This window comes from Gibbsiella dentisursi, from assembly GCF_039539505.1.
GTDB classification, from domain to species: domain Bacteria; phylum Pseudomonadota; class Gammaproteobacteria; order Enterobacterales; family Enterobacteriaceae; genus Gibbsiella; species Gibbsiella quercinecans.
Genome location: NZ_BAABDG010000003.1, coordinates 322,829 through 349,015 on the forward strand (window position 1 = coordinate 322,829; position 26,187 = coordinate 349,015).

21 protein-coding genes and 3 pseudogenes are annotated in these 26,187 nt (G+C 53.3%); 10 read left to right on the forward strand and 14 right to left on the reverse strand.

Translation table 11 applies throughout. The annotated features are described in order from the left end of the window. Positions 1-84: 84 nt before the first annotated feature. From ABFX35_RS12155 to ABFX35_RS12175, 5 genes are all read left to right on the forward strand, one after another. Positions 85-1,205, forward strand: a protein-coding gene (locus tag ABFX35_RS12155) for an IS3 family transposase (RefSeq protein WP_346081296.1) whose coding sequence is annotated in 2 segments (ribosomal slippage) — positions 85-343 and positions 343-1,205 — 1,122 coding nt in all. Because the reading frame shifts where the segments join, the coding sequence is not laid out codon by codon here. A 739-nt stretch (positions 1,206-1,944) separates the two neighbouring features. Beyond that, positions 1,945-3,687 carry a type I secretion system permease/ATPase gene (locus ABFX35_RS12160; RefSeq protein ID WP_346081298.1) on the forward strand — a complete coding sequence of 581 codons (1,743 nt, stop codon included), beginning with the start codon at positions 1,945-1,947 and terminating at the stop codon, positions 3,685-3,687. Continuing rightward, a complete protein-coding gene (locus tag ABFX35_RS12165) occupies positions 3,677-4,990 on the forward strand; it encodes an HlyD family type I secretion periplasmic adaptor subunit (protein ID WP_346081300.1) in 1,314 nt (437 codons plus the stop codon). The genes ABFX35_RS12160 and ABFX35_RS12165 overlap by 11 nt, the downstream gene beginning before the upstream one ends. 2 nt (positions 4,991-4,992) lie before the next feature. Further along, positions 4,993-6,351: a TolC family outer membrane protein gene (locus ABFX35_RS12170; RefSeq protein ID WP_346081302.1), complete on the forward strand. Its 1,359-nt coding sequence runs from the start codon at positions 4,993-4,995 to the stop codon at positions 6,349-6,351. A gap of 22 nt (positions 6,352-6,373) precedes the next feature. Continuing rightward, the gene (locus ABFX35_RS12175; RefSeq protein WP_346081304.1) at positions 6,374-8,107 is read left to right on the forward strand and encodes a polyurethane esterase; all 1,734 of its coding nucleotides are present in this window, start codon (positions 6,374-6,376) and stop codon (positions 8,105-8,107) included. Between the two features lie 232 nt (positions 8,108-8,339). On the opposite strand, the pseudogene ABFX35_RS24200 reads toward ABFX35_RS12175, so the two are convergent. Further along, a pseudogene (locus ABFX35_RS24200) lies at positions 8,340-8,528 on the reverse strand (Arm DNA-binding domain-containing protein); the annotation flags it as partial. Between the two features lie 219 nt (positions 8,529-8,747). On the opposite strand from ABFX35_RS24200, the pseudogene ABFX35_RS12185 reads away from it, so the two are divergent. Both ABFX35_RS12185 and ABFX35_RS12190 read left to right on the forward strand, forming a co-directional pair. Then, positions 8,748-8,933 (forward strand): annotated as a pseudogene (locus ABFX35_RS12185) (IS256 family transposase); the annotation flags it as partial. Positions 8,934-9,115: 182 nt separating this feature from the next. Beyond that, a complete protein-coding gene (locus ABFX35_RS12190) occupies positions 9,116-9,955 on the forward strand; it encodes a helix-turn-helix transcriptional regulator (RefSeq protein ID WP_346081308.1) in 840 nt (279 codons plus the stop codon). A 6-nt stretch (positions 9,956-9,961) separates the two neighbouring features. Here the strand turns inward: ABFX35_RS12190 and ABFX35_RS12195 are convergent, their stop codons facing one another. The 4 genes from ABFX35_RS12195 to ABFX35_RS12210 form a co-directional block, all read right to left on the reverse strand. Then, positions 9,962-10,282 carry an AzlD domain-containing protein gene (locus tag ABFX35_RS12195; protein ID WP_279022767.1) on the reverse strand — a complete coding sequence of 107 codons (321 nt, stop codon included), beginning with the start codon at positions 10,280-10,282 and terminating at the stop codon, positions 9,962-9,964. Beyond that, positions 10,279-10,980, reverse strand: coding sequence for an AzlC family ABC transporter permease (locus ABFX35_RS12200; protein WP_279022766.1), 702 nt, complete (start codon positions 10,978-10,980; stop codon positions 10,279-10,281). Before ABFX35_RS12200 ends, ABFX35_RS12195 begins: the two co-directional genes overlap by 4 nt. A gap of 74 nt (positions 10,981-11,054) precedes the next feature. Beyond that, positions 11,055-12,308, reverse strand: coding sequence for a phosphopyruvate hydratase (eno, locus tag ABFX35_RS12205; protein ID WP_279022765.1), 1,254 nt, complete (start codon positions 12,306-12,308; stop codon positions 11,055-11,057). A 2-nt stretch (positions 12,309-12,310) separates the two neighbouring features. Continuing rightward, complete coding sequence (locus ABFX35_RS12210) at positions 12,311-14,008, reverse strand: UGSC family (seleno)protein (protein ID WP_346081310.1); 1,698 nt, start codon at positions 14,006-14,008, stop codon at positions 12,311-12,313. Positions 14,009-14,228: 220 nt separating this feature from the next. Here ABFX35_RS12210 and ABFX35_RS12215 point away from each other — a divergent pair, with 220 nt between their 5' ends. Continuing rightward, positions 14,229-14,516: a hypothetical protein gene (locus ABFX35_RS12215; protein WP_346081312.1), complete on the forward strand. Its 288-nt coding sequence runs from the start codon at positions 14,229-14,231 to the stop codon at positions 14,514-14,516. A gap of 91 nt (positions 14,517-14,607) precedes the next feature. On the opposite strand, the gene ABFX35_RS12220 is transcribed toward ABFX35_RS12215, so the two are convergent. Then, the gene (locus ABFX35_RS12220; RefSeq protein ID WP_346081314.1) at positions 14,608-15,006 is read right to left on the reverse strand and encodes an aconitase X swivel domain-containing protein; all 399 of its coding nucleotides are present in this window, start codon (positions 15,004-15,006) and stop codon (positions 14,608-14,610) included. Then, on the reverse strand, positions 15,003-16,319 hold the full coding sequence (locus tag ABFX35_RS12225) for an aconitase X (RefSeq protein ID WP_346081316.1): 1,317 nt from the start codon (positions 16,317-16,319) through the stop codon (positions 15,003-15,005). Before ABFX35_RS12225 ends, ABFX35_RS12220 begins: the two co-directional genes overlap by 4 nt. Before the next feature lie 814 nt (positions 16,320-17,133). On the opposite strand from ABFX35_RS12225, the gene dosP reads away from it, so the two are divergent. Continuing rightward, positions 17,134-19,749 (forward strand): oxygen-sensing cyclic-di-GMP phosphodiesterase DosP, encoded by a 2,616-nt coding sequence (gene dosP / locus ABFX35_RS12230; RefSeq protein ID WP_346081318.1) that lies wholly within the window; start codon positions 17,134-17,136, stop codon positions 19,747-19,749. A gap of 18 nt (positions 19,750-19,767) precedes the next feature. Here dosP and ABFX35_RS24205 read toward each other — a convergent pair. The 7 genes and pseudogenes from ABFX35_RS24205 to ABFX35_RS12260 all read right to left on the reverse strand — a co-directional run. Next, positions 19,768-19,875 (reverse strand): annotated as a pseudogene (locus ABFX35_RS24205) (hypothetical protein); the annotation flags it as partial. Positions 19,876-20,920: 1,045 nt separating this feature from the next. Beyond that, positions 20,921-23,263, reverse strand: a complete 2,343-nt coding sequence (locus ABFX35_RS12235) for a primase-helicase zinc-binding domain-containing protein (protein ID WP_346081320.1) — start codon at positions 23,261-23,263, stop codon at positions 20,921-20,923. Positions 23,264-23,276: 13 nt separating this feature from the next. Then, on the reverse strand, positions 23,277-23,615 hold the full coding sequence (locus ABFX35_RS12240; RefSeq protein WP_346081322.1) for a DUF5375 family protein: 339 nt from the start codon (positions 23,613-23,615) through the stop codon (positions 23,277-23,279). Further along, the gene (locus tag ABFX35_RS12245; RefSeq protein ID WP_346081324.1) at positions 23,612-23,875 is read right to left on the reverse strand and encodes a hypothetical protein; all 264 of its coding nucleotides are present in this window, start codon (positions 23,873-23,875) and stop codon (positions 23,612-23,614) included. The genes ABFX35_RS12240 and ABFX35_RS12245 overlap by 4 nt, the downstream gene beginning before the upstream one ends. Next, on the reverse strand, positions 23,872-24,420 hold the full coding sequence (locus ABFX35_RS12250) for a host cell division inhibitor Icd-like protein (protein ID WP_346081326.1): 549 nt from the start codon (positions 24,418-24,420) through the stop codon (positions 23,872-23,874). Before ABFX35_RS12250 ends, ABFX35_RS12245 begins: the two co-directional genes overlap by 4 nt. 5 nt (positions 24,421-24,425) lie before the next feature. Then, positions 24,426-24,674, reverse strand: a complete 249-nt coding sequence (locus ABFX35_RS12255; RefSeq protein ID WP_346081328.1) for a hypothetical protein — start codon at positions 24,672-24,674, stop codon at positions 24,426-24,428. Further along, complete coding sequence (locus ABFX35_RS12260) at positions 24,671-24,928, reverse strand: helix-turn-helix transcriptional regulator (protein ID WP_346081330.1); 258 nt, start codon at positions 24,926-24,928, stop codon at positions 24,671-24,673. The genes ABFX35_RS12255 and ABFX35_RS12260 overlap by 4 nt, the downstream gene beginning before the upstream one ends. A 535-nt stretch (positions 24,929-25,463) precedes the next feature. Here ABFX35_RS12260 and ABFX35_RS12265 point away from each other — a divergent pair. After that, a complete protein-coding gene (locus tag ABFX35_RS12265) occupies positions 25,464-26,183 on the forward strand; it encodes an NAD-dependent aldehyde dehydrogenase (protein WP_346081332.1) in 720 nt (239 codons plus the stop codon). The last annotated feature ends 4 nt before the right edge of the window (positions 26,184-26,187 follow it).

Genomic DNA, 26,187 nt, shown 5'->3' on the forward strand with positions numbered 1-26,187 from the left:
TGGCCAAATTCAGTGACCTGCTCCCCGTTGATTAATACACCGTGATGTTAGTAATGTCTTCATCAACAACGTGAGGGCATTCCTATGAAGAAACGTTTTTCCGACGAACAGATCATCAGTATTCTCTGCGAGGCCGATGCCGGGGTTTCTGCCCGGGAACTCTGCCGCAAGCACGCTACTTCAGACGCCACCTTCTACACCTGGCGCAAGAAGTTTGGCGGCATGGAAGTCCCAGAGGTGAAGCGGCTTAAGTCGCTTGAAGAGGATAACGCCCGACTCAAGAAGCTGCTTGCCGAAGCTATGCTGGATAAGGAGGCGCTTCAGGTGGCTCTTGGGCGAAAGTACTGACGACAGACCAGAAGCGGGAAGCTGTCGTGTTGATGTGTGATGCGACCGGTCTGTCTCAACGTCGTGCCTGCCGGCTAACAGGTTTGTCCCTGTCGACCTGCCGCTATGACGCTCCGCGTCCATCTGCTGATGCACATTTATCAGGGTGTATCACTGAACTGGAGCTTGAACGCAGACGTTTTGGTTACCGGCGCATCTGGCAGCTACTGCGCCGGGAGGGTCTTCACGTCAATCACAAGCGGGTATACCGTATTTACCACATCAACGGAATGAGCGTAAAACGCAGACGACGCCGTAAAGCGCTGGCGACCGAACGGTTTCCGCTTCTGCGCCCGGATGCGCCGAACCTGACCTGGTCGATGGATTTCGTTATGGACGCACTGGCCACCGAGCGCAGGATCAAGTGCCTGATCTGCGTGGATGATTTCACGAAGGAGTGCCTGACAATGACCGCCGCATTCGGGATTTCAGGCGTACAGGTCACGCTTATTCTGGACAATATCGCGCTGTTTCGTGGCTATCCGGCGACGATAAGAACCGATCAGGGACCGGAATTCACCTGCCATGCACTGGATCAATGGGCCTTTGAGCATGGCGTGGAACTACGGCTTATCCAGCCGGGCAAACCGACTCAGAACGGATTTATTGAGAGTTTTAACGGACGATTTAGAGATGAGTGCCTGAACGAGTGCGGGTTCAGCGATATTGTTCACGCCAGGGAAACGATTAATGACTGGCTGCAGGATTATAACGAGTGCTGTCCACATTCATCGCTGGATTACCTGACTCCAGCTGAATTTGCAGCGGACTGGCGAAATGGGAAGTATGAAGAAAAACCAACTGACATTACTAGCTGAGGGTTGTATCTAATCCTGGGGGCAGCTCATAAGTATTGCAATCTTTTCTGTAGTAAAAAGAGTAGGTCTTATCGCCCCCGCGTCGCACATCTCTCTGTTTTTACCCAACGCATCATCATGGAAATACTGGTATCGATGGTCTTCGCCGCTTCAGTGACGATGTGGTTGTGCTTAATAACCAATAGAGAAAATTCCATATTTGAAATCCGCACAGAAATTTTTGCTATTCATTGCGTCATTTCAACCGTTATGAAGTGAACACGGCACCTCGACTAAAATGGTCAGATTCGGTGTACCACCACAGATGATTATTACATCTTATTTATTGTTTTATATGACATTATCCTGTAAAAAAACCAGCAAGGATCAACCTTTCAAGGCCATATGCCAGCACCAGTCGGAACTAATGCACCCTAAAGGCCATTTTATCATACATACCGACTTAGAATATAAATCCAAAAAAAAACTTAAAAACAGCTTATATAGCTAAATGACTATTTTTTTATAGATGAAGAAATCGCATATATTTATTTAGAAACATGAATGTCATTATTAAAACCCAAAAACGCCCTCTTGTAAAAAAAACACCTCATTGATATATTGATAAATAACCACAAAGGAGATGCGGTTTGACTCATTAAAGGATAAAGGTATAAAAGCCCCCATTACTTTCTTCTTAAGAATATTCCACAATATTCTTCGGATAATTCCACGAACTACCAATAAAGTGTAATAAAAAGTGAAAGTTGAGATAAATTTTATCAAGGATTTCATTAGAAAGCGTACGCGTCTGCTTTCGACGGTTGCTTTTTTCTCATCAGTAATAAATATACTGATGCTTTCTCCTTCAATTTATATGCTACAGGTTTATGATAGGGCGTTGCCATCTGGGAATACCACCACGCTTCTGATGCTGACACTATTGATAATATGTATGTTCGCTATGATGGCGCTAATGGATTATGTACGTAGCATGGTGATTATCAGATTAGGCAATCAGTTTGATAATGCTATTTCTCCGATACTTTATACTGCTGCGAGTGAAAGTAATCTGAATTCACATAGCCCTAACGCAGGTCAGGCGATTAGCGATCTGACTACCCTACGTCAGTTTGTTACCGGTCCGGCGCTGTTCGCCGTATTTGATTCTATTTGGTTTCCCCTATACACAGGCGTCATTTTTCTTTTCAACCCCTGGCTCGGTTTCTTTTCCCTGACGGGTGCTTTTGTATTGTTCGCGCTGGCCATTGCCAACGAGAAAATGACCCGCCAGTTGTTGAACGAAGCCAGCAGCCTCGCACTACTTTCGAACCATCAGGCGAACAGTACCCTGCAGCATGCAGAGGTAATACGGGCGCTGGGGATGATAGAAAACGTCAAGGCGCGCTGGTCGCGTACCCACCAACAGTTTCTGCAACGTCAGAGTGCCGCCAGCGAGCGTGCCGCGCTTATGTTTACCACAACAAAATCAGTCCGTATGGCGCTTCAGTCACTCATGTTAGGGCTCGGATGCTGGCTGGCGATCCGTGGTGATATCTCGCCAGGAATGATGATTGCAGGCTCGATATTGCTGGGAAGATCGCTCGCGCCTGTTGAGCAATTGATTAGCGTAGCGCGTGGTTATAGAGCGGCGTGCATGGCGTGGGAACGCGTAAACCACCTGCTGACCTATTATCCTGCTGCAGAAGATGGCATCAGTTTACCCGCACCACAAGGCCTGTTGACCGTCGAGAATCTTGCGGTTTTTCCCCCTGGAAAACCTCAGCAGCAGATATTGCAAAAGATCTCCCTGCGGGTGAGTCCTGGTGATGTACTTGGAATTATGGGTGCCAGCGCATCGGGAAAATCCAGTCTGGCAAGGGTGCTATGCGGCATCTGGCCTGCCGGAGAAGGAGAAGTGAGGCTGGATGGCGCCGAGATCTTTCACTGGCAGAAACAATCTTCTAGGCCCGTAATCGGCTATCTGCCGCAGGATACGGCGCTTTTTACAGGCACGATAGCTGAAAATATCGCCCGTTTTGGCAAAGTCGATGTGAAGCAGCTGATTGCCGCAGCCGAGATGGCCGGCGTTCACGACATGATCCTACATATGCCTGAAGGGTATAACACTCTGATTGGCGAACATGGCTCAACGCTTTCAGGCGGGCAAAAGCAACGAATTGGACTGGCACGTGCGCTGTATGGCGATCCGGCTTTACTGGTGCTTGATGAGCCTAACGCCAGCCTTGACGATTCAGGCGAAAAAGCCTTGCAGCAGACGATCAGGCAGCTCAGACGACAGAAAAAAAGCGTGGTGATTATTTCACACCGTCCAGGGATTTTGCCTTTAACGACGCATCTTCTGCTTCTTGACGGCGGAAAAACACGGTGTTACGGGCCCACGGCGCAGGTATTACAACAAATTTCACGCCTGTCCAGCGCTGTAAAAAGTCCGATACCCGCAGTGCAAACCTGTACTGGAGGAGCCGCCCGTGCTGAATAACGATGTCCAATCGGTTCCAGCCGTAAACGTGCGGCCATATATCCGCCTGGGCTGGATGGTTTTGCTGGGTGGCCTGGGAACCTTCCTGCTGTGGGCTACCTTTGCCCCACTGGAGAAGGGAGTGGTAACCGCCGGTACGGTGATGGTTGATGGATACCGCAAAGTAATCCAGTCACCAACCAGCGGTGTGGTTGCAAAAATAGCCGTAAAGGAAGGACAGCTGATTCATAAAGGCGACACGCTCGTGCTTCTCAGCCAGCGAACTCCGCTGGCGCAGCTTGCGGCCGCCCGACAGCATTATTTGACCGCGCTTATCGCTGAGCGTCGCCTCCAGGCAGAACTGGCGGGTTCAAGTCTAATCACGATGCCTACGCACGATGGCGACGATGCCATGAGAGACGCGATTCAGCCCATTTTATTCAGGCAGAATCAGTTGCTGTTGGCAAGACAAGAGTCGCTGAAGAATGCACAGGAAAACGATGCCCAGACGATTATCGGGCTAACGCGCCAACGCGAATCTCTCGCCGCTGCCTATCAACAAAAAGAAGAAGGCCTGGCACTCCTTAAGCAACAGTTAAAGGATTTGAAGCCGCTGACGTCGGAAGGTTATTACCCGAGAAATCGTTATCTCGATATTCAACTGCAGTCCGCTTCGATGGCGAGCGAGATCGGTGAAACGCGCAGCCGCATAGTGGAACTGGGGAATCAGATAGGACAGTTGCAGCGAGCTATACAGCAGCGGCTGGCGGAAAATCGTAAAGATATCGAGACCCAGCTCGATCAGGTCCGCCTGCAAATCAGCGAAAGCAAGAAACAGCTCACTCTATCGGACGTTGATTTATCGCTGACCCGGATCGCCGCCCCGCAGGACGGGATCGTGATGAATCTCGCGATCGCCAATGAAGGCGCTGTTGTTAACCCAGGCGAACAGTTGATGGAGCTGGTTCCACAGACGACAGCATTGATTGTCGACTCGCATCTTGATGTTGCCATGATCGACAAAGTGCATGAAGGCATGCCCGTCACGCTGATGTTCACCGCGTTCAACCATCAACGCACCCCCAAAGTACCGGCCTTCGTTACGCTGGTATCAGCCGATCGTCAGACCGATCCGACAACCCAACAGCCCTACTACAAGATTCAGATCGCAGTCTCCCCACAGGGTATGAAAATGCTTAAGGAGGAAGACATTAAGCCCGGCATGCCGGTAGATGTGTTTATCAAAGCCGGCGAACGTTCGCTGCTCAATTACCTGATAAAACCCATCTTGGATCGTGGATCCCGATCATTCATCGAGGAATAACCATGCTATCAGGAAAATTAAAAGTCGCTTTTTACGTCTTCGTTCTGCTTACGCCGCTGCCTGCAGCCGCTCTGACGTTAGCACACGCCTGGTTTAAGGCGCTGGATAACGATCCGCTTTATCTGGCTGCCGTCAAAGAACAGCTGGCAGGCGAAGAATATATACCCATTGCACGTGCCGGGTTATTGCCGAAAATCAGCGTGAGCTATCAGCGCGCCCCGCGTAACTGGCAAAGACAGCAGTACCAGCAAACAAATCTTTCAGGACAGCATTCGGAGGTTATTCAACATCAGCAGTACGACAGCTATTCAGGCACGCTTACGCTGGTTCAACCTCTTTTTGATTACGAAGCCTATGCACGCTATCGCATTGGTATTGTGCAAAAAATGCAATCCGATGAACGCTATCGAAGCAGTTTGATGGACCTGCAAAACCGCCTGGTGAACGCCTGGCTCGATCTGACTGAAGCCCAGCAAAAACTGAAGTTAGCCACCCTGCATCGGCACGCTCTGGAAACGCAGCGGGATCTTACCCAACGACAGTTTGAGTCTGGAGAGAGAGCAATAACGGACGTCACAGAAACCCACTCTGCCCTGAGCATCGCCATGGCAGATGAGGTTGAAGCCCGTGATAATCTCGATACGGCAAACGTTACGTTATCCACCATCATAGGCGTAGATCTATCGAATATCGATACATTACCGATGCTTGCCGATAAACCTCTACAGCTGCCGTTGGCATCGACGCGTTATCAGTACTGGGAAAGGAAAGCCATCGCATTTAATCCCGATATTCTTGCGGCCAGATATAACGTTGAAGAAAAACGCTATGAAATTGAAAGCAGTCGCGCTGGCGCTTTTCCTCGGATACAGCTTTATGCGATGCATTCAGAAAATGATTCGAGCAATGACAACACCATCCATCAAAAATACCGCACGGACAGTATTGGGCTGCGTGTCAGTATGGACATTTTCGCCGGCGGTGGTGTATCAGCCTCAACGCGGCAGGCGACGGCTCGGTATGAACAGGTGCTATATCTAAACGATGCCCAGCGTCTAAAGACACTAAGCGAAATAAAAAAATCATTGAATAAATGCCTACACGCACCGGCACGAATTCAGGCTTTTACCTCGGCGGTAGAGGCGGCTAGCCGACAAGTTGAAGCGACTAAAAAAAGTATTCTGGCAGGACAACGTATGAACATCGATTTATTAAACGCAGAACAAACCTTATATAAAACCAGAGTTGAGCTCTCCGCAGAAAAACATGCAATCATAAAAGCATGGTTCGGATTGCTCGCACAAACGGGTGAAATAAGCAGCGATAAAATCATGCTGCTGGACACCTATTTTATACAGTAACTCAATAAAAAAGAGTCTTATTATGCCCATATTTGATTATCAAGACGAAAAAAACACATTGCTAATTAAAAATGCGTTGACCATCGAAAGTATAAACTTTGGTGCTACGTCGGACGCAAGTTATACCTATAGCGAGGAGAACGGTTGGAAAGTTCTGGATGGTTCAACACTTAATTATAATGGTTGTACCAATCCTTACGGCGCATTCTACGGTGAGACATTATTATTATCTAGCGCAGAGTGTAATGTGCTCGGTAAATATGATGCACAGGGTAATCTGATAAATATTGGCATCAGCTTCTGGGGAACTGGTACCTACGCGGGTGCTTCAACACTAGATAATACCATCAATACCGCGTTAGATGCCGCCAGTGATATTTTCTCGGCGCTAATTGACGGCTATGCCGATAACTATGTTCTGAATGCTTACAAAAACTTGATGAGTGCAGTTGCCGCTTTTGCCGTAGCAAACAATCTGACGGGAAATGACATCATTATTACCGGGCATAGTCTCGGTGGTCTGGCGGTAAACAGCATGGCTACGCTTTCCTCGCAAGGTGAGTGGAATGGTTTTTTCGAGGATTCAAACTATATCGCTTTTGCCTCTCCGACACAGAACCAGACCAATGATAATGTCCTGAACATTGGTTATGAGAACGATCCAGTGTTTCGCGTTCTGAATGGTCATAGCCTGAGCATCGACAGTTTTTTTAACCATGACACACCTCTGGAAACCTGTACCAATAATATTGTCTCTTTTAATGATTATTACGCTGGCCTGACAAAAGATTGTGGTTTCTTCTCCATTGCCAACATGGCATCGTGGGCCGCACATTCGGGCAACGGCTATACCGATGGTATATTAAGAATCATGAATTCCGAGGTATATGATTTTACCCATCAAAACTCAACCATTATTGTTTCCAACCTGACGGAAGCTAACAGAGCGACGACTTGGGTTTCGGATCTTAATAAGTCAATATCGCATACAGGCTCCACATTTATTATCGGTACAGAAAGCAATGATCTACTAAAAGGTGGTCAGGGAAATGATTATCTATGCGGCGGCGGTGGGGATGACAGTTTTAAAGACCACAGCGGATATAATATTATTTATGGTGGTACAGGAACCAACACATATGTGACAGAGTGTAATATTTCCGATTTCACGTTCAGTCATGATGTCGACGGTAAATTGTATTTTAAATATTCTACTGGCGATATTACTCGGGCAGAAGACATACAGTATGTTAACGCCGATTATACGCTTTTTAGTATTCTTGGCGTTAGCTTTAATAAAAATGACACCTGGGCAGTCACAGATTATGGCTTAGAAAGTTCAAATAGATCGGTTAGCTACGCGGAAAGCTATTACGCGGATACTGAGAACAATTTCACTATCTCGTCTGCCAGCAACAATAGCTGGCTATATGCGGGAGCAAATGATAGCGATATTAGTATTACGGGTGTGAATAACAATATTGTCTCGGGTTACAGTAATGACGTTATCCATCTTAACGGTAGCGACAATACACTCCTTTTCTATGGCGATTTTGGTAACGATACTATCTATAACCTTTCTACCAGCGACAGCCTGGTCTTTATGGCTAACCAGTATATTGCTGATAATGATAGTTATATCAATCATCTATCATTTGTGGATGATAACGCCTTGCTGAGCTATGGTGAAAGTAGCGTTACGCTGGTTGGGGTGAGCGCTGACATGCTTTCCGGCATGCATATCGCCGTCGCTTAATTTATTTCCTCCCACAGTTGACGTTGTGGGGGGATATCAGCCCTATTTTCAAATTGTTCCGGGCTGAGACCGCCACAGGCACTGTAACGACACCAGCGATTGTAATCACCGTCAATATAGCTAAATACGCCTCCCGGCTGGCAAAGTGCTCACCATATCGTTCTCACGCTCAGATGATATCTGCTGTTGATGTTTTTACTGCGCCAGGCCTACAGTTGCGACTCAGACGGGCTGCAGCGGCAAGTGTGATCGTTGGGTCCCCCCAAGCGAGATCATTTTGGGTTTGCCGGCAAAACGATAACGGAACCACCAACTCTTGCTTCCATTAGGTTCTGCAAGCAATGACAACCTTGCCCCTCTCCAGGCGTATAGGGTTTAGCTTCAGCTTAACGCGGCGAATCTGCGTATCGTTTAAAGACATGTGTATAGAAACCCAAGACCGAACAGGAACATATACACAATCCTAAACACATTCAGTACCGGACTCTTCTGGGAGGTTATGGACTAAAACGAACTAAAACAGGAAGAAAATCGTTATAAAGCAGAGGACTTATGGATGAATACGGACGCTTGAGGAAGTTGAAATGGTGGCGTCTGGACATGAATTTGTGTAATTGCCTGATTTTGATATGTTCAATCCAACAGCGTTATCCGAGCAGCCATCAAGAAGCGCAAAGTGTTCCCGACAGACGACTCAGTGCGAAAAGTCATTTATCTGGCGCTCAAGGGGGCTTCAAAAAAATGGAGTATGCCGATCCAGAACTGGCGGCTGGCGATGAACCGTTTTATTATCGAGTTCGGTGAGCGCTTGAACGTTCACCTTTAATGCGCTGGCAGTTACACAGAATTACAGACAGGCTCTGTCACCAGCCTGCACTATGCACAGAAAGGGTAGTCCCACAGCTTTTTTGCGATAACATCCAGCTATGCAGGCCATTACATTCGCCGCCGTTCCTGTCACTTATTATCTAAATTCGTGAACCACACATTTTATGAGTCATGACGCTAATGCCAGAAATCACTGAATCCATTTTCGTCAATTCAGATCTGCTTAATGAACATTTTGACCCCGACGCCATTGATACGCCTATCGTGTCGATTTACGCCTCTTTCTCGCATGAGAAAGAACACTCGTTACGCTCGAGAATGCATTCCCATGCTAAAGGCCAACTGGTCTATGTCAAATCGGGCGCCGCTAACGTCATGTTGGACGATCGCATTTGTTCTGTGCTGCCGCGGCAGTTGCTCTGGATCCCCGGCGGCGTTCCCCACAATGTGATCCTCCGCGACAATGTCGATTTTCGCGCCGTTTACCTCGATCAAAAACGCTTCGCGTCGCTGTCAAAAAACGTCGAAGTCTTTACCATCTCCCCACTGCTGGGAGAAGTTATCGAGACCATGTGCCGCTCCCCTTTCCACACCGACTGGATGGCGGGAACCGAGTTCCATCTGCAATCCCTGCTCATCGAAAAAATCCAGGCCGCCGCCCATTATCTCTCTTTACCTGCCTTACCGTACGATTCCCGAGTGCATAATTACCTGAAATGTTACCATCTGAAAGGCGAGATGGTGCCCCGATTGAATGAGCTGGCGTCCCATTGCGGCGCATCCGAGCGCACCATTCATCGGTTGTTCGTTCAGGGAACCGGCATGTGTTATCAGCAGTGGCGCCAGCAGGTTCGTTTGAAGTTGGCCCTGAACCTGCTGACCACCGATAAGTCGATCACCGAGATTGCTCACTATCTCGATTTCTCCACCACCAGTGCCTTCATCTCTTTTTTCAAACACCACCGGGACATCACGCCGAAAAAATACCGCGACCAATTGCATAAGCCTGGCGTGCGCTGATCGTTGTCAGCCGAGCATGCGGATCAGCCAAAACGTCGCCATACCGAGCACCAGCATCAAGGTGGCGTTGCGCATTTTCCACATCACCAGCGTCGCCACGATAGCCGCGCACAGTTTCGGTGCGCCTTCGGCCGTCAACACCGAGGGCGAAGCTATCAGGGCAGGCACGATCAGAGACACGATGGCCGTAGCCGGGATCAGCTTCAGCCATTCGGCCACCCGCTCGGAAAACGGTAAGCGGTCATTGAGCCACAGAAAGGAGTAGCGCAATAAAAACGTACCCAGAGTACTGATGACCAATACCCATAAAATCGTCGTCTCGCTCATGACAACTCTCCGTTGCGTTGAGACCATCGGGTCTTATGATAGAAGCCGCCGGCCAATACGCCCACGGTCATCGAAAATAAGAACCCCAGGTTATAGGGCCACCCGCAGGTAAAGGCTGAAACCACCCCGGCGACCGTGGCCGCTACCACAATCGGACCGTTTTTCAGCATAGGTACCAGCAGGGAGATAAAGCACAGGGTAATGGCGAACTCCAAATGCCAATCGGCAGGAATCAGCGGGCCGGCAAGGATCCCCACTGCCGTCCCCAATTGCCACACCAGCCACATCGGCAGCGCCGTGCCAAAGTAATACAGCGTTTTTTCTTTCGCCCTCAGTGGTTGGGTCTGGCAGTGCAAAAACGTCAGTGCGTAAGTTTGATCGATCAACATTTGTGCTGCCGCGAGCTTGGTCAGTGGAGTGAAATAGAGCTTCAGCTGAGACAGCCCGGCGCTGTAGATGGCATAGCGAAAATTGATCGCAATGTGCGTAGCGATCACCACGAAAGGCGCGGCGCCTGCCGTCATCAGCGTTGCCGCGGCAATTTGCGAAGCTCCTGACATCAGCAATAAAGACGACAGCTGGGCAACCCAAGGTGTCATTCCCGCCTGAATGGCGCTGACACCGGTAAGCACGGCGAAAGGCAGTAAGCCAAGCAACAGGGGCATGGCATCTTTATTGCCCTGAACAAAGAGAGACATCGGCTTCATGGTATGGTTCTCGAGAATAAGCCTTTCCCCGATGACGGGGGAAGTTATATGAATTACGGGAGAAATCAGACGGTCTGCGCATTGGCGATAGCGTCCTGCAATCGCAACAGCTGGTTGTATTTGGCCATCGCCTCGGTACGCGCCAGGGAGCCGAATTTCACCTTAGTACCATTCAGCGCTACCGCCAAATCGGCGATGCTGGTGTCTTCGGTTTCACCGGAACGCCGTGAGAACACAATGCCGTATCCGGCCTCTTTGGCCGAGGCCACCAGGCGCACGGTTTCACTCAACGTGCCGACCTGATTCGGTTTCACCAAAATGGAGTTGGCCATCTTCATGGCGATACCCTGTTCAAAACGTGCCAAATTGGTCGTGAACAGATCGTCACCCACCAGCTCTATTTTGCCGCCCAGCCGCTGTGTCAGCGCGATCCAGCCCTCGAAGTCGTCCTCTCCCAACGGATCTTCTATCAGCATGATCGGGTAGCGTTCGCAGAGCGATGCCAGGTAGTCAATAAAGGCTGCGGTCGTGAGCATTCTGCCTTCTGCCGCAAGGTGATACCGACCGTCGTTAAAGAACATCTCGGCCGCAATATCCATGCTCAACCCAACATCTACACCCGCTTCATAGCCCGCTTTGTCAATGGCTTCCATTAGCAGCGCCAACCCTTGTTCATTGGAGCTCAGCGGCGGCAGATACCCTCCCGTACCGGAAACACCAATGCTGATCCCGCGTGCCGTCAGTATGGACTTCAAAGCCATGTGCACGTTCTTGCCGACTTGCAACGCCGCTTCGAGATGGGGTGCCTTTAGTGCGATCACTTGGTAATCCTGAAAATCGCAGTTGCCGTCACCATGCATGCCGCCGGATAACATGGAAAAAATGGGCTGCGGCATAGACTTTTCTCGGCCACGGCTGACATAGTCACACAGCGACAGGTTGCTGTGCACTGCCGCCGCGTTCGCCACTGCCAGCGACACGCCCAGGATCGCATTGGCCCCCAATCGGCTTTTGTTGGCGGTACCATCCAGCGAGATCAACATGCAGTCAATCTCTTCTTGCTCATAAGGGGACATGCCGCATAACTGCGGTTTAATCAGGGTATGCACGATGTCTATCGCCCGCAGGACACCTTGGCCGTTAAAGCGCCGGGGATCGTTGTCACGTACTTCGATCGCCTCATATTTGCCTTTGGAGCAGCCCGTAGGGATGATGCTGCGGCCGCGTTTGCCGCTGTCCAGCACGACTTCGACCTCCAGCGTAATGTCTGCCCGAGAGTCAAACACTTCACGAGCGCGTATATCTATAATGTTCGGCATGCTTAGTGATTCCTTGAGGTTGATGGCGTGGCCTGGAAGTCTTCAATGGTGCGCGCGAGTTGCCCACCGGGTACCGTCAGCGGCGTAAGCACCGCATCGCAGTAGAGTCCCCAACTCGCCAAAATGGCGGAGTGCCCGCCTCGCCCCCCAGCGACAACCAGATCGATATCATGGGCGTTGCGCGTCGCCGGCATGGGATCGTGGTCGGCAAATTGTGCCGGCCTCACGGGAACCAGGCCCCTGCCCTGCACGGCGTCAAGCGGATTATGGATATGTGCATGCAAATATTCCCGCAGTGCGCACTTACTCCAGCCTGCGTTATGCAGTATTTGGGCGTGATCGGGCGTCAGGACGATCAAAATTCGCCCTGGGATGTACGCATTCATGCGCCCCAGGTGGGTGGCGCTATCGACAATCACGCCAAGCAGGCTGTCCGCCGTTTGGCTCAGAAAATCGACCACGTCGGTCGGCGGTTCCGCCTTCATCAGATACACACTGGTGGTCTCTGCCCCGAATCGCTCTTCGTTCAACGTCGGCCACGGACTGTGGCTCTGGCTTTCGGCAAAACAGTAAGTAAATTCAACCGGCGAGCCGAGGCAGCCCAGATCCGCCTTGCCCGGGTAGGCACGGCACACGTTGAGGATCGTCAGGTTAACGGCCCGGCCAATGGTGGCGTTGGCGCGAAATCCTGGCCCCATGCAGCCCTGACCAGAACTGATCCCCAGTTCATCGGCGATCGGGCCGCTGACCAAAACCAGGTTGCCGCCGTTGTATGAGGTGGTAATCGATTGCTGGAAGTTGAACGCGGGATCGGCCATGGCGCGGATCGTCGCCATCACAATGGGCAAAAATGCGGGTTTGCAGCCGGCCAGGATGCTATTGATGACCACATCCCGCACTCGAATGTCTTTCCCCGAGGGGCCAGCCTCCGGGATCAGTACGGTATTCAACGGCTCAGGGCAGTATGCCTGCATAGCGGCAAAACGCGCCGGCGTCGGCGGGATCACCGGCAAACCATCACCGATAGACTGGCGTTCATATTCTGCCATCAGCGTGTCCAGGTCGTGGTAAGGCATCATTTCTGTCCCGGAAGGGCTTCGGTCAAGATCCATTTTCGGATGAAGCGCAGCGGCGGCCTGCGTATTGCCGGTGCAAGTGAGCGCTTCCAACACGTAAGCGCGCTGGGCATCAACCTGCCGGCGGATATCGCTGGCGGTGCTCGCCTGATAGATGTCGAGGCGGCAAATACACAGTTGCCCCGCCCGGTAATGCGCCACGTGCTCGGCCAGATTGTCCCCGGGCGGCGAGGCGATCAATAACGTGGAGATCCCCCTTTTTTCCAGCTCAATGGCGAGGATGGTGGTCATCACTGAGGTTCCCATGTCAGCCAACGCCACCACTGCGGCCTGAACCTCTTTTCGCGCCAATTTGTCAGCCAGTTCGCGGATCTGTTCCGTCATGGTGCCACGCACGGACTGACGAACATGTTCGATGCGATGAATGCCGTGTTCATTCAATACCGTCTCAAGACGGGTGAATATTTCGCGGTAATGACAGAAATCCAATTTGGTATTGTCAAAAAACAGGACTTTGCCATCCCTTAATGCCTGCAGGCTGGGGCGAGGCGCCAACTGTAATTCGTAAAAGCGGTTCTTTCCACGTGGATCAAAAATACAATCAGCCAACTCATTGCTCATCATTAACATGGTTCCATGATGTTTTCGGGATAAAAATAGTAGCAATGAACCTAAATCATAGAATATAAGAAATACGTCAGTTAATTGCCAAAGTCCGCCAAGCTGGTGCAGGACGGGAAAGGCTGTACGCCGTTCGCCCCTCTTTCGCCTTTTCATCGACAAGCATTTGCTTTAATCTTGCGTGAAGTATTTCCGCCGGTGGCACGTTTGGGGGCAGATTGCCATGCATCGACTCTACACCTACATCTGTGCTATCCATGCGCTGCCGTCACCGGTAAAAACGGTCAATAAAACGGAAACCCTCGAGCGATTCCCTGAAGGGGAATACATGATAGAAGAACGCGAAATCCTTTACGTGTTTAATAATGATGTTCAGATTTTATATAGAATGGAATCCGATACATTCCAGTCGGATGATGTTTGTCGTGAGTGCTGGGTCAGTTATGATGTGGTGCACGATGGCGGATACGCCATTTCACCGCTGAAAAAGCAGTTTTATAATCGCTGCTAGGAAAAGTTCTGGCTGAAAATGCAGGCTGAATTCGATTGAGAATATAAAAACACCAGCCTCTTGTTCAACCGGTGCTTTATTTATCTATTATCTAATATACATTAATGGCAATATCCTCACCGTTAATCGCCACCAGTTGACCGTTTTTGAACAGCGCCAATACGTCCCCATCGAAGCTGTCAAAAATGGGGATGTTTATTGCCATCGCCGACTCAAAAAGAATCGGATCTGCTCGATTGCAAATAATCGCCGCTGGCGCGTTACCCCGTTGAAATGCCTCGTAAATTAAAAACGGTGCCATAGTTCCCCCTTTGCCGCCTGGGCACACCAGCGCTTTTCCCGCCAGTGACTCGCCATAGCGCGGGTGATGCGGGATAAGCAGCGCCCCGGTTTGAGGATCGAAGTCGCCGATAAACGAAAATGCCTGTTCCACGAGAAACGCCTCTGCGGTCACGTACCCTGGATTCAGCGATCTGGCCTGTAGTTTCATGTAGTCACCTGCGGTGTGCGAGCGGTTGAATTGAGCAATGACCGAATGCAGCATTCGATGTCCGCGACGCCCACGGAGAGGCGTTTCTGGTTTAATTGAGAGATATAGTGAGCAGCCTTCATCGAAGACGTCATTAAGGAATTAACTCGCGCCGGTATGGGAGAGTCGGGAATGGTAGACATACAGGCGCTGACCATGACGCCTCCTGCTCGTTCAATGGTCGCCACGTAGCCCATTTCCTTGGCAAGCTGGTATTGCTGATGCGCCAGTCCAATCCATAAATGCTTATGATTCGGAATATGTTGCCCCACCAGCAAACCGGCGAGTAAACGAATCTCCTGAATGCTTAGGTGGGGGCACCCCAGCACCACCATATCGGTCGGAGCAACGTCCCGCTTCGCCGTCACGCCGGCCTGTGGCGACAGCAAAGGAACGCCCGCCCCGCTATTCGGCGTATACAGCGCCAGCGAGCGGCGCAGGATCTCGCGGTCGACCGAGATTTTTTTCACCGGATGGCGCCCGCCAAGCGCGTCTTTCAACGTGTCGGCTTCCGGCGTGACCCCGAGAACATGGCAAACCCCCACCGCACCCGTGACCGTCAGCGGGATCATGATCTGCTTCAGATAGTCCATGCCGAGCTCACGGTCGATGCCGTCGATCACGATATTGTGCGACTTGGCCTGCGCCCCCAGGTAATAACCTATCGCGCTAAGCTCCGTTTTTGAGAGCCGATTCACATCAAGTCCGTCAAACGTGACCAATACTTCCGCCAGCCGATTGCTGTCTAGGAACAATCCATAATAAGGCGAACGCCCCGTGATAGCCGCCGCCAGCGTGAGTAGCGCCCCATCTCGATTACAGCGCGCTCCGATCGTCGAATTCACCAACACCTGCCCCCCGGAACCGATCCAGGAGACGTAGTCCCCTTTTTTCGGCAGGCTGCCCACCATCGCCGGGTAGCAGGTGTAGGTTTGGTTAAATCCTTTCTCCGCGAACAAAGTCTTACGGCGTTCAACGTCGGGGAGTTTCGCCTGCGCATACTGCGTATCGATGCCCATCAACGGCCAGGCGCTGGGGCAAAGTGCGGACATATGAGGATGCAAGGTTGTCATGACGGGCAGCATTTCAACCCCCTCAGTCAGCGTTTCCAGCAGCCCCAAGGGAATATTGGGAATAACGTGCGCACTGGCAATGTTAACCAGCTTGGGCGCGCCAAAGGCTCTCGAGAAGTTGACGAGTACCTGCATGCACTTTTGCACGCCAGGCCCGGCCGTGCCGGCAAGGTATGCCTGATCCTTTTCAGTTAATTGCATAAGTCACTGGTTCCTTTGAAGGCGTATCGGAAAGGTTCCTTCAATGTTTAGCGTGACGAAAAATTAACACTACGGATAGAATGGAAATATCAATAATCAGCACATTAATAGCAACAAGCGGTCAATTTGCGCCGCGGCGTCGCCGCGAGCGCATGACTGTCCACACCGGCGGCCACGTTGAGCATCCATTTCAGGTATACCTTGTGACTGGCTGACTCGCCCTGCGGGCTTGCCCAACCCTCGCCCGTTCAGAAACAAGTTCTGAACAGGCTCACGGTTTGATCGCGGTTTGTGATACTCCCATTGATAAGTATCAACGGAGGTATTTGACGGGCTCCCCGCCGTAAGCGGCTTAGGATTTACAAATTCCCCATGGGCTAACACTGCTTCACCACCCGGCCTGTATTAGATGCAATACTGCCGTTACTCATCCAGACACAAACCTGAAAGACAGATTTAGTTGAACACTTCAGTAAACAACACCAGCAAAGGCACGACTTCCGGGCACTAAAGTGAACTTACCGCCGAAAATGCCCGGCTTAAAGGGCAATTGGCGGAATGGCATCAAGATCTGACCATCCACCGCCTCCCCACCCGCTTGTGTCACTGCGTGCTATGCTATATCTGTTTTGGGCACAGATAAAAAGATGCGCAAGAGTTGTTTTAATTCCCGGCTAAAAGATAAACAGCAGACCTCCGATACCACAAGTCGTATCACATGCTCTTTTTTTGAACTAATAATCTTTCGGCGAGCACTCGCCTGGGATGACTAAACAGCGAAGGACAAGATCTGTCACCATAGCGGGAGGCGGAAATGAAGATGATCACGCTTGGTATCGGGGAGGCCTTGATAGCGGCACTGGAGCAGGCATTTTTTGCGTGCGTGCTGATCGACGATAACGACCGTATCCGTTTTTTCAACCAGGGTGCTGAGAAATTGTGGGGCTTTTCGCGCGAGGAGGTGCTGGGGCAGTCAGTAGAACGGCTGGTACCGCCGGAGATACGTGCCGATCATGGCGACAACATTCGCCAGAACCGCGAGGGCGTGGCGCCAACCGTTGTTGGCAAAAGCCAGCGTCTGCAACTTCGACGCAAAGATGGTCAGCCACTGTGGGCCAGTTTTACCCTGCTAAGGCTCAATATTGGTTTGCGTCCGCACTATCTGGCACTCGCAAGAGACATCACCGAAGAGGTCGATCAAGCTCAACAACTACTGCTGCAATTCAAGGTCTTCCATTCGGCACATCAGCCTATGGCGATACTGAATGCAGACAGATGCATAACCCAGGTCAATCGTGCCTTTGCTAAGCTGTTCGGCTACGAGGTTGGAGAGATGATTGGGAACGAGCCGGCCAACCTGTTCTCCGCCGAGGAACTGACGCCAGAGGAATTTGCAAACCATCAGGCTTTTCCATGGGGACAAGAACCTATCCTGCATGAGGCAAAAGCACGCACTAAAAACGGGCGCTCTCTTTGGATCCGCATTTTCAGTTCCCCCATCGACGACACCGATGGCCCATTCCGGGGTTACTCACTCGACGTAGTGCACGACATTACGGAATCAAGGCGCCTGCGCGATCTGGAACGCGACGTCCTGCAATCAATGGCCAGCGATTTGTCATTTTCCGAGCAGGGGAAGTTTCTTTGCCGGAGATTGCGCGAGATTGTACCGGACATCCTCGTCTCGATTATACGCGTCGATGATGAGCGCAGATTGAGACTGTGGGCGGCGGATGGTTTGCCCACTGGCTATCTCCACGAGATAGAAGGGCTAATACTTGGCCCGAATGTTGGTAGTTGTGGTTCTGCTGTCTCGCGGGGGCTACCAACGATTTGCTGCGATATTGAACACGATCCACACTGGAAAGACTACGCCGATCGGGCTCTGCAGCATGGCTTGAGAGCCTGCTGGTCGTTCCCGATCAAGCTGCGCAACAACGTGGTGGCGGGTGCTCTGGCTTTCTACTCCAGGACGCCCAACGAACCAAGCGCCTATCATTTCCGTATCGTCGAATCGTGCACCCACTTGTGCATGTTAGCGATCGAACGCGAAGTAGATCGGATGCGTATGGATCGCCTGACCCACTTCGATCGTTTGACTGGACTACCGAACCTGGAGCGCCTCAGACGGTGTATCGACGAATTACTGGTAAAGAGTTCGACGACCAGCCTCGCCGTGCTCTCGCTGGGGCTGGATGGTTTCCGGGATCTCAATGAAGGCCTGGGGTATGCAGTGGGCGATCGGGTGCTGCTGAAAATCGCAACACGGCTTCAGGTGCATCTGGACAGTCTGGCTTTTGTCAGCCGCACCGAGGCTGACATTTTTGTGGTTGTTGTGCCCAATCAGGATGTCGATTCCACGATACAACTGATCAAACTGCTGCAGGAAAAACTGGGCGAACCGTTTGACGCCGCGGGCTATCCGGTACATATCACCGCCAGCGTGGGGATTTCCCTCTATCCGCAGGACAGCCGTGACCGAACTGCCCTGCTGGAGGATGCTCATAAAGCGATGCATGAAGCCAGGGCGTTAGGCAGGGGCAATCACTACTTTTTCAGCCCAGAGCTGAATGTTCTTGCCCGCGACCGCTTCCTGTTGGGGACGGCCTTGCACAGGGCAATCGCCGAAGGCAGATTGTATTTGGTCTATCAGCCACAGGTACGCCTCTGCGACCAACAACTTTATGGCGTCGAAGCGCTCGCGCGCTGGTCCGATCCGGAACTGGGCACGATACCGCCGGAGCGCTTCATCAAGCTGGCCGAAGAGATCGGTGAAATCGAAGCGCTGGGACGCTGGGTGTTACGACAGGCATGCAGTCAGATGGCTGTCTGGCAAGCGCAAAACGCCCCCATTCCGGTGGTTTCCGTTAACCTGTCGCCACTGAGCTTCCGTGCCCCAGGGCTGGCAGACTATGTGGCAGCGCTGTTGCAGGAATACTCGTTGGAGGGAAAAAGCCTGACGGTGGAGATTACCGAAAGCGCATCGATGGCGCTGACCGACGACATGCTGCAAATCGTCCGCGCATTGCGTGCGTTGGGCGTCGGATTGGCCGTAGATGATTTCGGAACGGGCTACTCGAGCCTGTCCAACCTCGTCCATCTGCCCGTCACCGAAGTTAAGATTGACCGCAGCTTCATCAGTCAACTCCGGGAGGATGAACGCCTCAAGTCTATTGTGGTTGCCGTGATCGGCATGGGAAATAGTCTTCGCCTGAACGTTATTGCGGAAGGGGTGGAAACCGCCGAGCAGTGCGACCTGCTGCGGCACCATCAATGCCCGGTCATTCAAGGCTACTTTTTTTCCCGCCCTTTAGCCCCTCCGGAGCTACATCAATGGCTCAAACACCGTTCGGATGAGGTAGTAAGGGATGGCTGCCAACACTCACTTGAAGGCGATGGAGGCATGGTGGCGCCGGAGAAAACATCATGAATATGCTGTTCTTCGGGGGTTGTTTGACAGCACGGCAACCGGTTCATCGATAAAATATTTCGCGGATTTTTTATTAATTAATTGATATTTATATATTTTTAATCTATGGCGCGTTCCATAAAACACCTAAAAATATGTTTAATTACATACATTACAATGCACATCAAAGAGCACATCAATTTTATACTTATAAAATATACAGAACCAATAGAAGTCTACTATCGAGCAACAGATGCGTTGTGAAAGCGTAGCAGTGTTTGCGCTGCCAAGATCTGTAAGACCAAGCATCTGGAATAGCCTCACCTGAGCACCAACAGTGATGACAAAAAGGCAGACTTTTAAGTCTAACTAATTTATTTTTAAGGATTTTTATTCGATGGTGCGATAATAGGAACAAAACAAAACCAATTAATAGATTGAATTTAAAGGATTTTATATCAATTCGGAAAACCAACCTATACATATAGCTATACACAATGGATCTAGCGCCCTCTCATACGGCTTAAGTGTTCAATCACAGTTATCATGCACACCCCCATTAGAAAAAAGATTTACCGAAAAACTGTTCACCCTGTTCACCCTTGCCATTTATTCCTTTTAAATCATTATATTAAAGGGTGACTAGTTACCCCGCCGACTGTTCACAACTCGTCACCCCAGGGTGAACACCGGTCAGTCTCTATCCAATATAGACGCGCGGACGCAGACACCGGGCATTGGGTAGCAACCCGGCCTGACGATCACCACGCCAAATCCCCCCATCAAAAAAGATTTACCGAAAAACTGTTCACCCTGTTCACTCTTACAATTTATTCCTTTTAAATCATTATATTAAATGGTGACTAGTTACCCCACTGACTGTTCACAACTCGTCACTCCAGGGTGAACACCGGTCACGTTGGCACCGACGGCTCACGCAAGTGGACACGCGCACGCGCAAAATAAGGCGGATAGAGCGGGAAGGCAGACACAAAAAAACCGGCCGGAGCCGGTGGGGTGAGGACATATTATAGGCGGTGCATGTGGGTGCGGCCGTTGAGGTTCCCTGGTGCTGGGCGGCGGCGCGGTGTTCCATCCGACTATAGGCTGCCCCGTGTTATTGCGTCCAATGGGTTCTGTAGATCAATAACGCCCCATTGATCGGCGGCACCGATCGTGCCGCTCGCGTGTATCAGTCCGTATCGCACTTCGGCAGCCAGTCGGCGTCGCTCTCGTCACGCAACACCAGGTTGGTTTGCATCCCCTGTTTGGTCTTGCGCTTCAACAGCGCGATTTCATACTCACGCAGCGTGTTCGGCACCGCCAGGCCAAACGCCGTCAGGCTCATCGGGTGTTGGTGCCCACGCGCCTCCATAAACGACAGGTAGGCGTGGTACAGGTAGCGACGTGGGTTGGCCGGGCGAATATTGGCGTTTCCCATGTGCAGACCGGCCGGCGTACTGAGCGCTGCGAGATAGCCGCAAAAATCGACCAGCGGATCGGCATGCCGCTTGACCGTCAGCGCCTCCGCCGAGTTCTGCTGCGCCTGGAGCAATGCGCGCGCCGCGTTCGGGTCGGCAAAGCGCTGCATCAGGTGGCGCACGATCACCGCCAGTTCACCGCGAATTTTTGTCAGCAGTTGCGGATCGCGCTCGTTGGCCGGTATCGCATCCGGGAAGGTGATGATCACCCGGCGACGGGACACGCCGCCGCTGCGGTCGCTAAAGCGCATCGGGTTGTTGTTGACCGCCAAAATGACCGCCAAAATGACCGCCGGAATGTGCGTGGAATACGCATCCCGGTATTTCGGGTCGATAGCCACCGCATCGCCGCCGGTAATGGCCTTGATGCCCGCGCCGTCGCCGCTCCATTTCTCCTGATCGGGCAGGATAATCAGCGAGAAACCGACCACGGAAGCGCGCTCGCGCGCCGACTCCAGGGTGTCGATGGTGGCCGAGGTGGTATTGTCCTGCCCGGCCAGCAGGCTGGCGATGGCGGCCATCACGCTCTTGCCGCTGCCGCCGGGGCCGGTCACTTCCAGGAACAGTTGCCAGTCGTAGCGGTTGGCCAACACCATGAATAACGCCGCGAGGATACGCTCCTGCTTTTCGGCCTGCTGTCCGGCGGCCCGCGTCAGCCAGCGCCAGAAGTGCGGCGCATGCTCGGCCAGGTTCTCCCCGGCCTTGGGCGCGGTATAGTCCACGCTGTTGACGGTGCGCAGCCAGTTCTCCTGGCGGTGGCCGCAAAACCGCCCGGTGACGGTATCAAACACCCCGTTACGAAAGCCGATAAGGCGGCGGGCCGGTTCGCCCATCTGCGGCACCATCAGCTTGAGGGTGTCCAGAATGCCGTTGATGCCCGCCGCCGAGAACGGCGCGCGCACCTGCTGGAACAACGCGGCGATTTCCCGGCACAGTTGGCGGTGCGGCAACACCTGCCACGCCCCGTGCTCGTAGCGGCAAATCTCTTCGCCAAGCGGCGGCACGGCCAGCGTATTGCCGTAGTGTGCGGCCAACAGTTCGGCCTTTTCGCTGGCGCTCATGGCTTTCAGGTCGGCATCGCTGAGCGCATCAAACGGGCTGGCGGCGGCCGGTTGGCTGAACGCCAGCAACTGCGCCTGCGTCGCCATCGCGCCCTGCTGCTGGTACACGTCGTTCCAGTCGCCCGGCACCGACGGCAAAGCCGGTTGACCGGTGACCGTGTCGGCCGCCTCGGCGGCGCGGGTCTGGCCGGTGCCGTTCTCGTCGTTGTCGGCGGCCAGCAACAGTCGCGCGTCTGGGTAGCGTTCGCGCAGCGCCTGCGCCACGGCGGCCAGGTTGTTGGCGCTGAGCGCCACGCAGACCGTCTCGCCGGTCAGTTGGTGCACGGTCAGCCCGGTGGCATAGCCTTCGGTCAGCCAGATAACGGTATTATCCCGGCCCGCCAGCCAGTGACAGGCCGCCTTGACCTGGCCCCCGGCCAGGGTGCGTTTGTCCCCGGCGGCATTAATCAGTTGCACGTTGACGATATCTCCCGCGCAGTTGACCAGCGGCACCAGCAGGTCGCCCGGCTGATAGGTGATACCGCCGACGCGCAGCGGCGCGCCCTGTAGGGTCAGCGTCTCGCCGTCCGGCCAGCCCTTGGCCGTCAGGTAGGCATTACCGGCCTGCGCCTGGGCAGCCGCGACCAGGGTCTGAGCCTGGCGGGCGGCCTGCTGTTGCGCCTGGGCCTTGTCCTGCTGCGCCGGTACTGGGGCTAATAACGGGCGGTCGGAGGCCTCGCCCAGCAGGTCGGCCACCCGCGCCGCCGCCGCTTTCGCCGACAGCGACAAGGCTTTTTCCACCAGGTTCAGGCCGTCACCGGCCCCGCACTGGTTGCAAATCCAGGTGCCGCGACCGTCCCGGTTATCAAAGCGGAAACGGTCTTTGCCGCCGCACACCGGGCACGGCTGCGGCTTGCCGTTCACCGCCAGGGGAATGCCGAGCGCCGGCAGCAATACCGGCCAGTGACCGGTGGCGGCACGGGCGGTATGCGAAACAAGGTGTTGTGGTGTCATCGCCGTTCTCCCTTCAATGCACGGTGGCATGGCTGGCGGCGGCCATCTGCCCACAGCACAGCTCATCCATCATCTGTTGCCCGAGTCGCGTCAGGCGCGGCGGCGCCACCAGGATATCCGGCTGCACCATATCGCTAAGCAGCGTACAGGCCATGTCCAGGCCGTCTTCCTGCCCGTGCTGGCGCACAAAGTGGCCTTCCAGGTTCAGCGCAATCGCCATCTGCAACTCGTCCAGCGTGTAACCCAGGCGCACCCCGTAAAACGCACAGGTATCCAGGTAGGCTTGCGCCACGGCGCGACGGAAAACGGCGGTACGGACATCAATCGGTAAACAGGAATGTGAAGCGGTCATGCGGCGGAAGCCTCCATGCAGGTGTTGATATGGGATTCGCAGGTGTTGACCACCTGGCCGAGGTGGTCAGTCAGTACCGCCACCACGGAGGCGAGCGCGTTCTGCTGGAACGCATCCGGCTTCTGGCCGGTGCAGTTCATCTGGTCGAGCAGGTCAAGGAACAGCACGCCGACCGAATGCGCGTGTTGCAGGCGCAGGAAATCGGCGTGGGGAATGGGATAATGCACATCGTGATGGAAACGCGCGGCCAGGGTATTCATACCACCCCCTGAACCGGCAAACGGCCTGCGAAGGTCAGGATATAGTCGCGTACCAATTGGCGGCGGGCGTTACGCTCGCAGTCGGCCACGGTACGCAGCATGCACGGCGCGGCGGTCAGGGCGGTACGGCGCACGGCCGCAAACAGAAAGCAGAATTGTGGGTGCAACGGGGTGAGGGTCGTCGCCATGGTGGCAGCCTCCAAGGTTAGCTGATTATTGCTACCACCGAAGTTCCTACACTTATGGGTGGTAGCCCAGACGGGGGTAGGAATACCGGCAACCTTGGAAACCGGCCAGCCCGAAGGCTGCCCCGCCTGAGCCACCATTGTTTGATAGCCACAGTAGCATAGAAACCACTGCGCAAAAAATGAGTGCACTAAGGCTACGACATAAAAAAACACGCGAGGCGCGTGTTTGATTGTCGCCAAGATTAAGCTCGGGTTCCTACGCCCGGCTGCCGATTTTGCGACAGCGGATGGACTATAGCGCAGGGCTTGCCGTCGGGGCAAGCCGCAAAACGCCGTCGGACGTTCAATCGATCGCATTGTGATCAGCAGTCGGTCTGGTCGCACTGCTCGGCCGGGTGCGTGGTGCTGCTGAGCGGCACCGGGGCACGGGCGCGGAAACGGCTCAACCCGCCGCGGTTGCCGCGCAGGCGGATCACCCCGTGCTGGGCGCTGCGGTGCTCCGGCAGGTCAATATCCGGCTGTTTACGCTGCATCAGGATGGCCTCCGCCACAAACAGCGCATCTTGCGCATCAAGGGTAAAGCTGTGCTGGCCGAAGGTAAGCTGCATCATGCCGGCACCTCCGTGTAACGGTTGGCGATGCGCTCGTCCATCCACTGCTCGACTTCGGAGGCCAGCCAGGCCACGTTCTTGCCGCCGAGGGAAATCTGGGCCGGGAACTGTTTGCGGCTAATCATCTCGTAGACGCTGGAGCGGGACAAGCCGGTGGTGTAAAGCACTTCCGGCAGGCGGATAAAACGTTCGCGGCGCGTGTCGCTAACCGGCGCGGTCGGGGTGGTATGGGACGCGGTGGAAACGGCGAGCATATCGGGCTACCTCATGGTATCCGGCAGGGTGGTGCCGGGGCTGTGTGGACTCAAGTAGCGCCGTATTATGTGAATATTGGCGGGACAGGCAACACCCTCTTGTTGTGTGGCCGATAGCGTTATTGCTCATAAAAACAACAAAATATGACAGGTTACATCAAGCCACGGCTCATCACCCTTTATCGTGTTTTATTCATCGGATAAATAGATTAAAAAGCAATGAATTAACAGGTAAAAACACTTAAAAAAGGCTAGCCAGGGAGAGGGGCATTTTTGGGCAAGGTGAACAGTGGTGAACAGTAGTGAACAGTTCAGGAAAAACTGTTCACCCTTTTATTTATTGATTCTATTACCTTTTTTATTAGGGTGAACAGTAGTGAACAGTTTTATATAAAACTAACATCTCGCTGATGGTGTTTTAGTCTCTCTTCAGGCCTGTTGTCCTGCAGCCAGTCCAACGGGCGCTCATGGCGCTGTTGTATGGGCATCGGCAGAATGGGGCCACCTTGACCTGACACAGACCGGAGACATGCCCATGAGCACCGCCCTTTCCCCGCAGATGACCGCCGTCGTGAACGCCCTGCACGAAGCGCGTCACACCCACAGCAAGAACGCCGCCGCGTTGACCGATATCGAGCACGCCCTGACCCGCTACAAACAGCAAAAGGCGGAAACGGAAAGCGAGAGCCGCCAGGCCGAAGGCCAGTGGCGCACCCTGTTCCGTCAACTGCGCGGCGAAATGACCCCGGCACTCCAGGCCCAGCACCATGAGCGGATTTCCAAGCGGGAGCTGGCCAGGGAGTTTGACGGCCTAATTGAAGAAATAACGCTTGATAAAATGGGGTTGCACCTGGATTGCGTTAATAGCGGCCTGGCACTGGAGAAAGCCCACCAGACGGCATTGCAGGCGTTTACCGATGAAGCGCTGGCGACGGCCATCCAGGCGATTGACGCGGCGATCGTCCAGGCCTGGGTAACGGTACGGCGGGCCTATGACACCTATCAGGAGGCACCGCAGGCGGTGCTTGAACAGCGTTTGATGCAGGCGCTCCAGGCGCGTATCACACAATGCGCCAAGACCTTGGATGATACCGCCCTGCTGGACGGCGCGCCGGTGTTAAAAGATATCGGGCTGGCACGACCGGCAACACCGGGCGTCCTTGACCGCTTGCGCAGCGGGCCACTGGCACGCCGACGTTACGCGCAAGAGCTGCAAGCGAAACGCGCCCAACTGGCCGGTAAACAGGAGGATTAATCGT

Coding starts and splice junctions, on each gene's coding strand:
- ABFX35_RS12250 (WP_346081326.1), bottom strand. CDS start 24,420: ATGCGATCGATTGAACGTCCGACGGCGTTTTGCGGCTTGCCCCGACGG.
- ABFX35_RS12235 (WP_346081320.1), bottom strand. CDS start 23,263: ATGACACCACAACACCTTGTTTCGCATACCGCCCGTGCCGCCACCGGT.
- ABFX35_RS12215 (WP_346081312.1), top strand. CDS start 14,229: ATGCATCGACTCTACACCTACATCTGTGCTATCCATGCGCTGCCGTCA.
- ABFX35_RS12190 (WP_346081308.1), top strand. CDS start 9,116: ATGCCAGAAATCACTGAATCCATTTTCGTCAATTCAGATCTGCTTAAT.
- ABFX35_RS12265 (WP_346081332.1), top strand. CDS start 25,464: ATGAGCACCGCCCTTTCCCCGCAGATGACCGCCGTCGTGAACGCCCTG.
- ABFX35_RS12210 (WP_346081310.1), bottom strand. CDS start 14,008: ATGATGAGCAATGAGTTGGCTGATTGTATTTTTGATCCACGTGGAAAG.
- ABFX35_RS12175 (WP_346081304.1), top strand. CDS start 6,374: ATGCCCATATTTGATTATCAAGACGAAAAAAACACATTGCTAATTAAA.
- dosP (WP_346081318.1), top strand. CDS start 17,134: ATGAAGATGATCACGCTTGGTATCGGGGAGGCCTTGATAGCGGCACTG.
- ABFX35_RS12200 (WP_279022766.1), bottom strand. CDS start 10,980: ATGTCTCTCTTTGTTCAGGGCAATAAAGATGCCATGCCCCTGTTGCTT.
- eno (WP_279022765.1), bottom strand. CDS start 12,308: ATGCCGAACATTATAGATATACGCGCTCGTGAAGTGTTTGACTCTCGG.
- ABFX35_RS12195 (WP_279022767.1), bottom strand. CDS start 10,282: ATGAGCGAGACGACGATTTTATGGGTATTGGTCATCAGTACTCTGGGT.
- ABFX35_RS12170 (WP_346081302.1), top strand. CDS start 4,993: ATGCTATCAGGAAAATTAAAAGTCGCTTTTTACGTCTTCGTTCTGCTT.
- ABFX35_RS12255 (WP_346081328.1), bottom strand. CDS start 24,674: ATGATGCAGCTTACCTTCGGCCAGCACAGCTTTACCCTTGATGCGCAA.
- ABFX35_RS12225 (WP_346081316.1), bottom strand. CDS start 16,319: ATGCAATTAACTGAAAAGGATCAGGCATACCTTGCCGGCACGGCCGGG.
- ABFX35_RS12260 (WP_346081330.1), bottom strand. CDS start 24,928: ATGCTCGCCGTTTCCACCGCGTCCCATACCACCCCGACCGCGCCGGTT.
- ABFX35_RS12220 (WP_346081314.1), bottom strand. CDS start 15,006: ATGAAACTACAGGCCAGATCGCTGAATCCAGGGTACGTGACCGCAGAG.
- ABFX35_RS12240 (WP_346081322.1), bottom strand. CDS start 23,615: ATGACCGCTTCACATTCCTGTTTACCGATTGATGTCCGTACCGCCGTT.
- ABFX35_RS12245 (WP_346081324.1), bottom strand. CDS start 23,875: ATGAATACCCTGGCCGCGCGTTTCCATCACGATGTGCATTATCCCATT.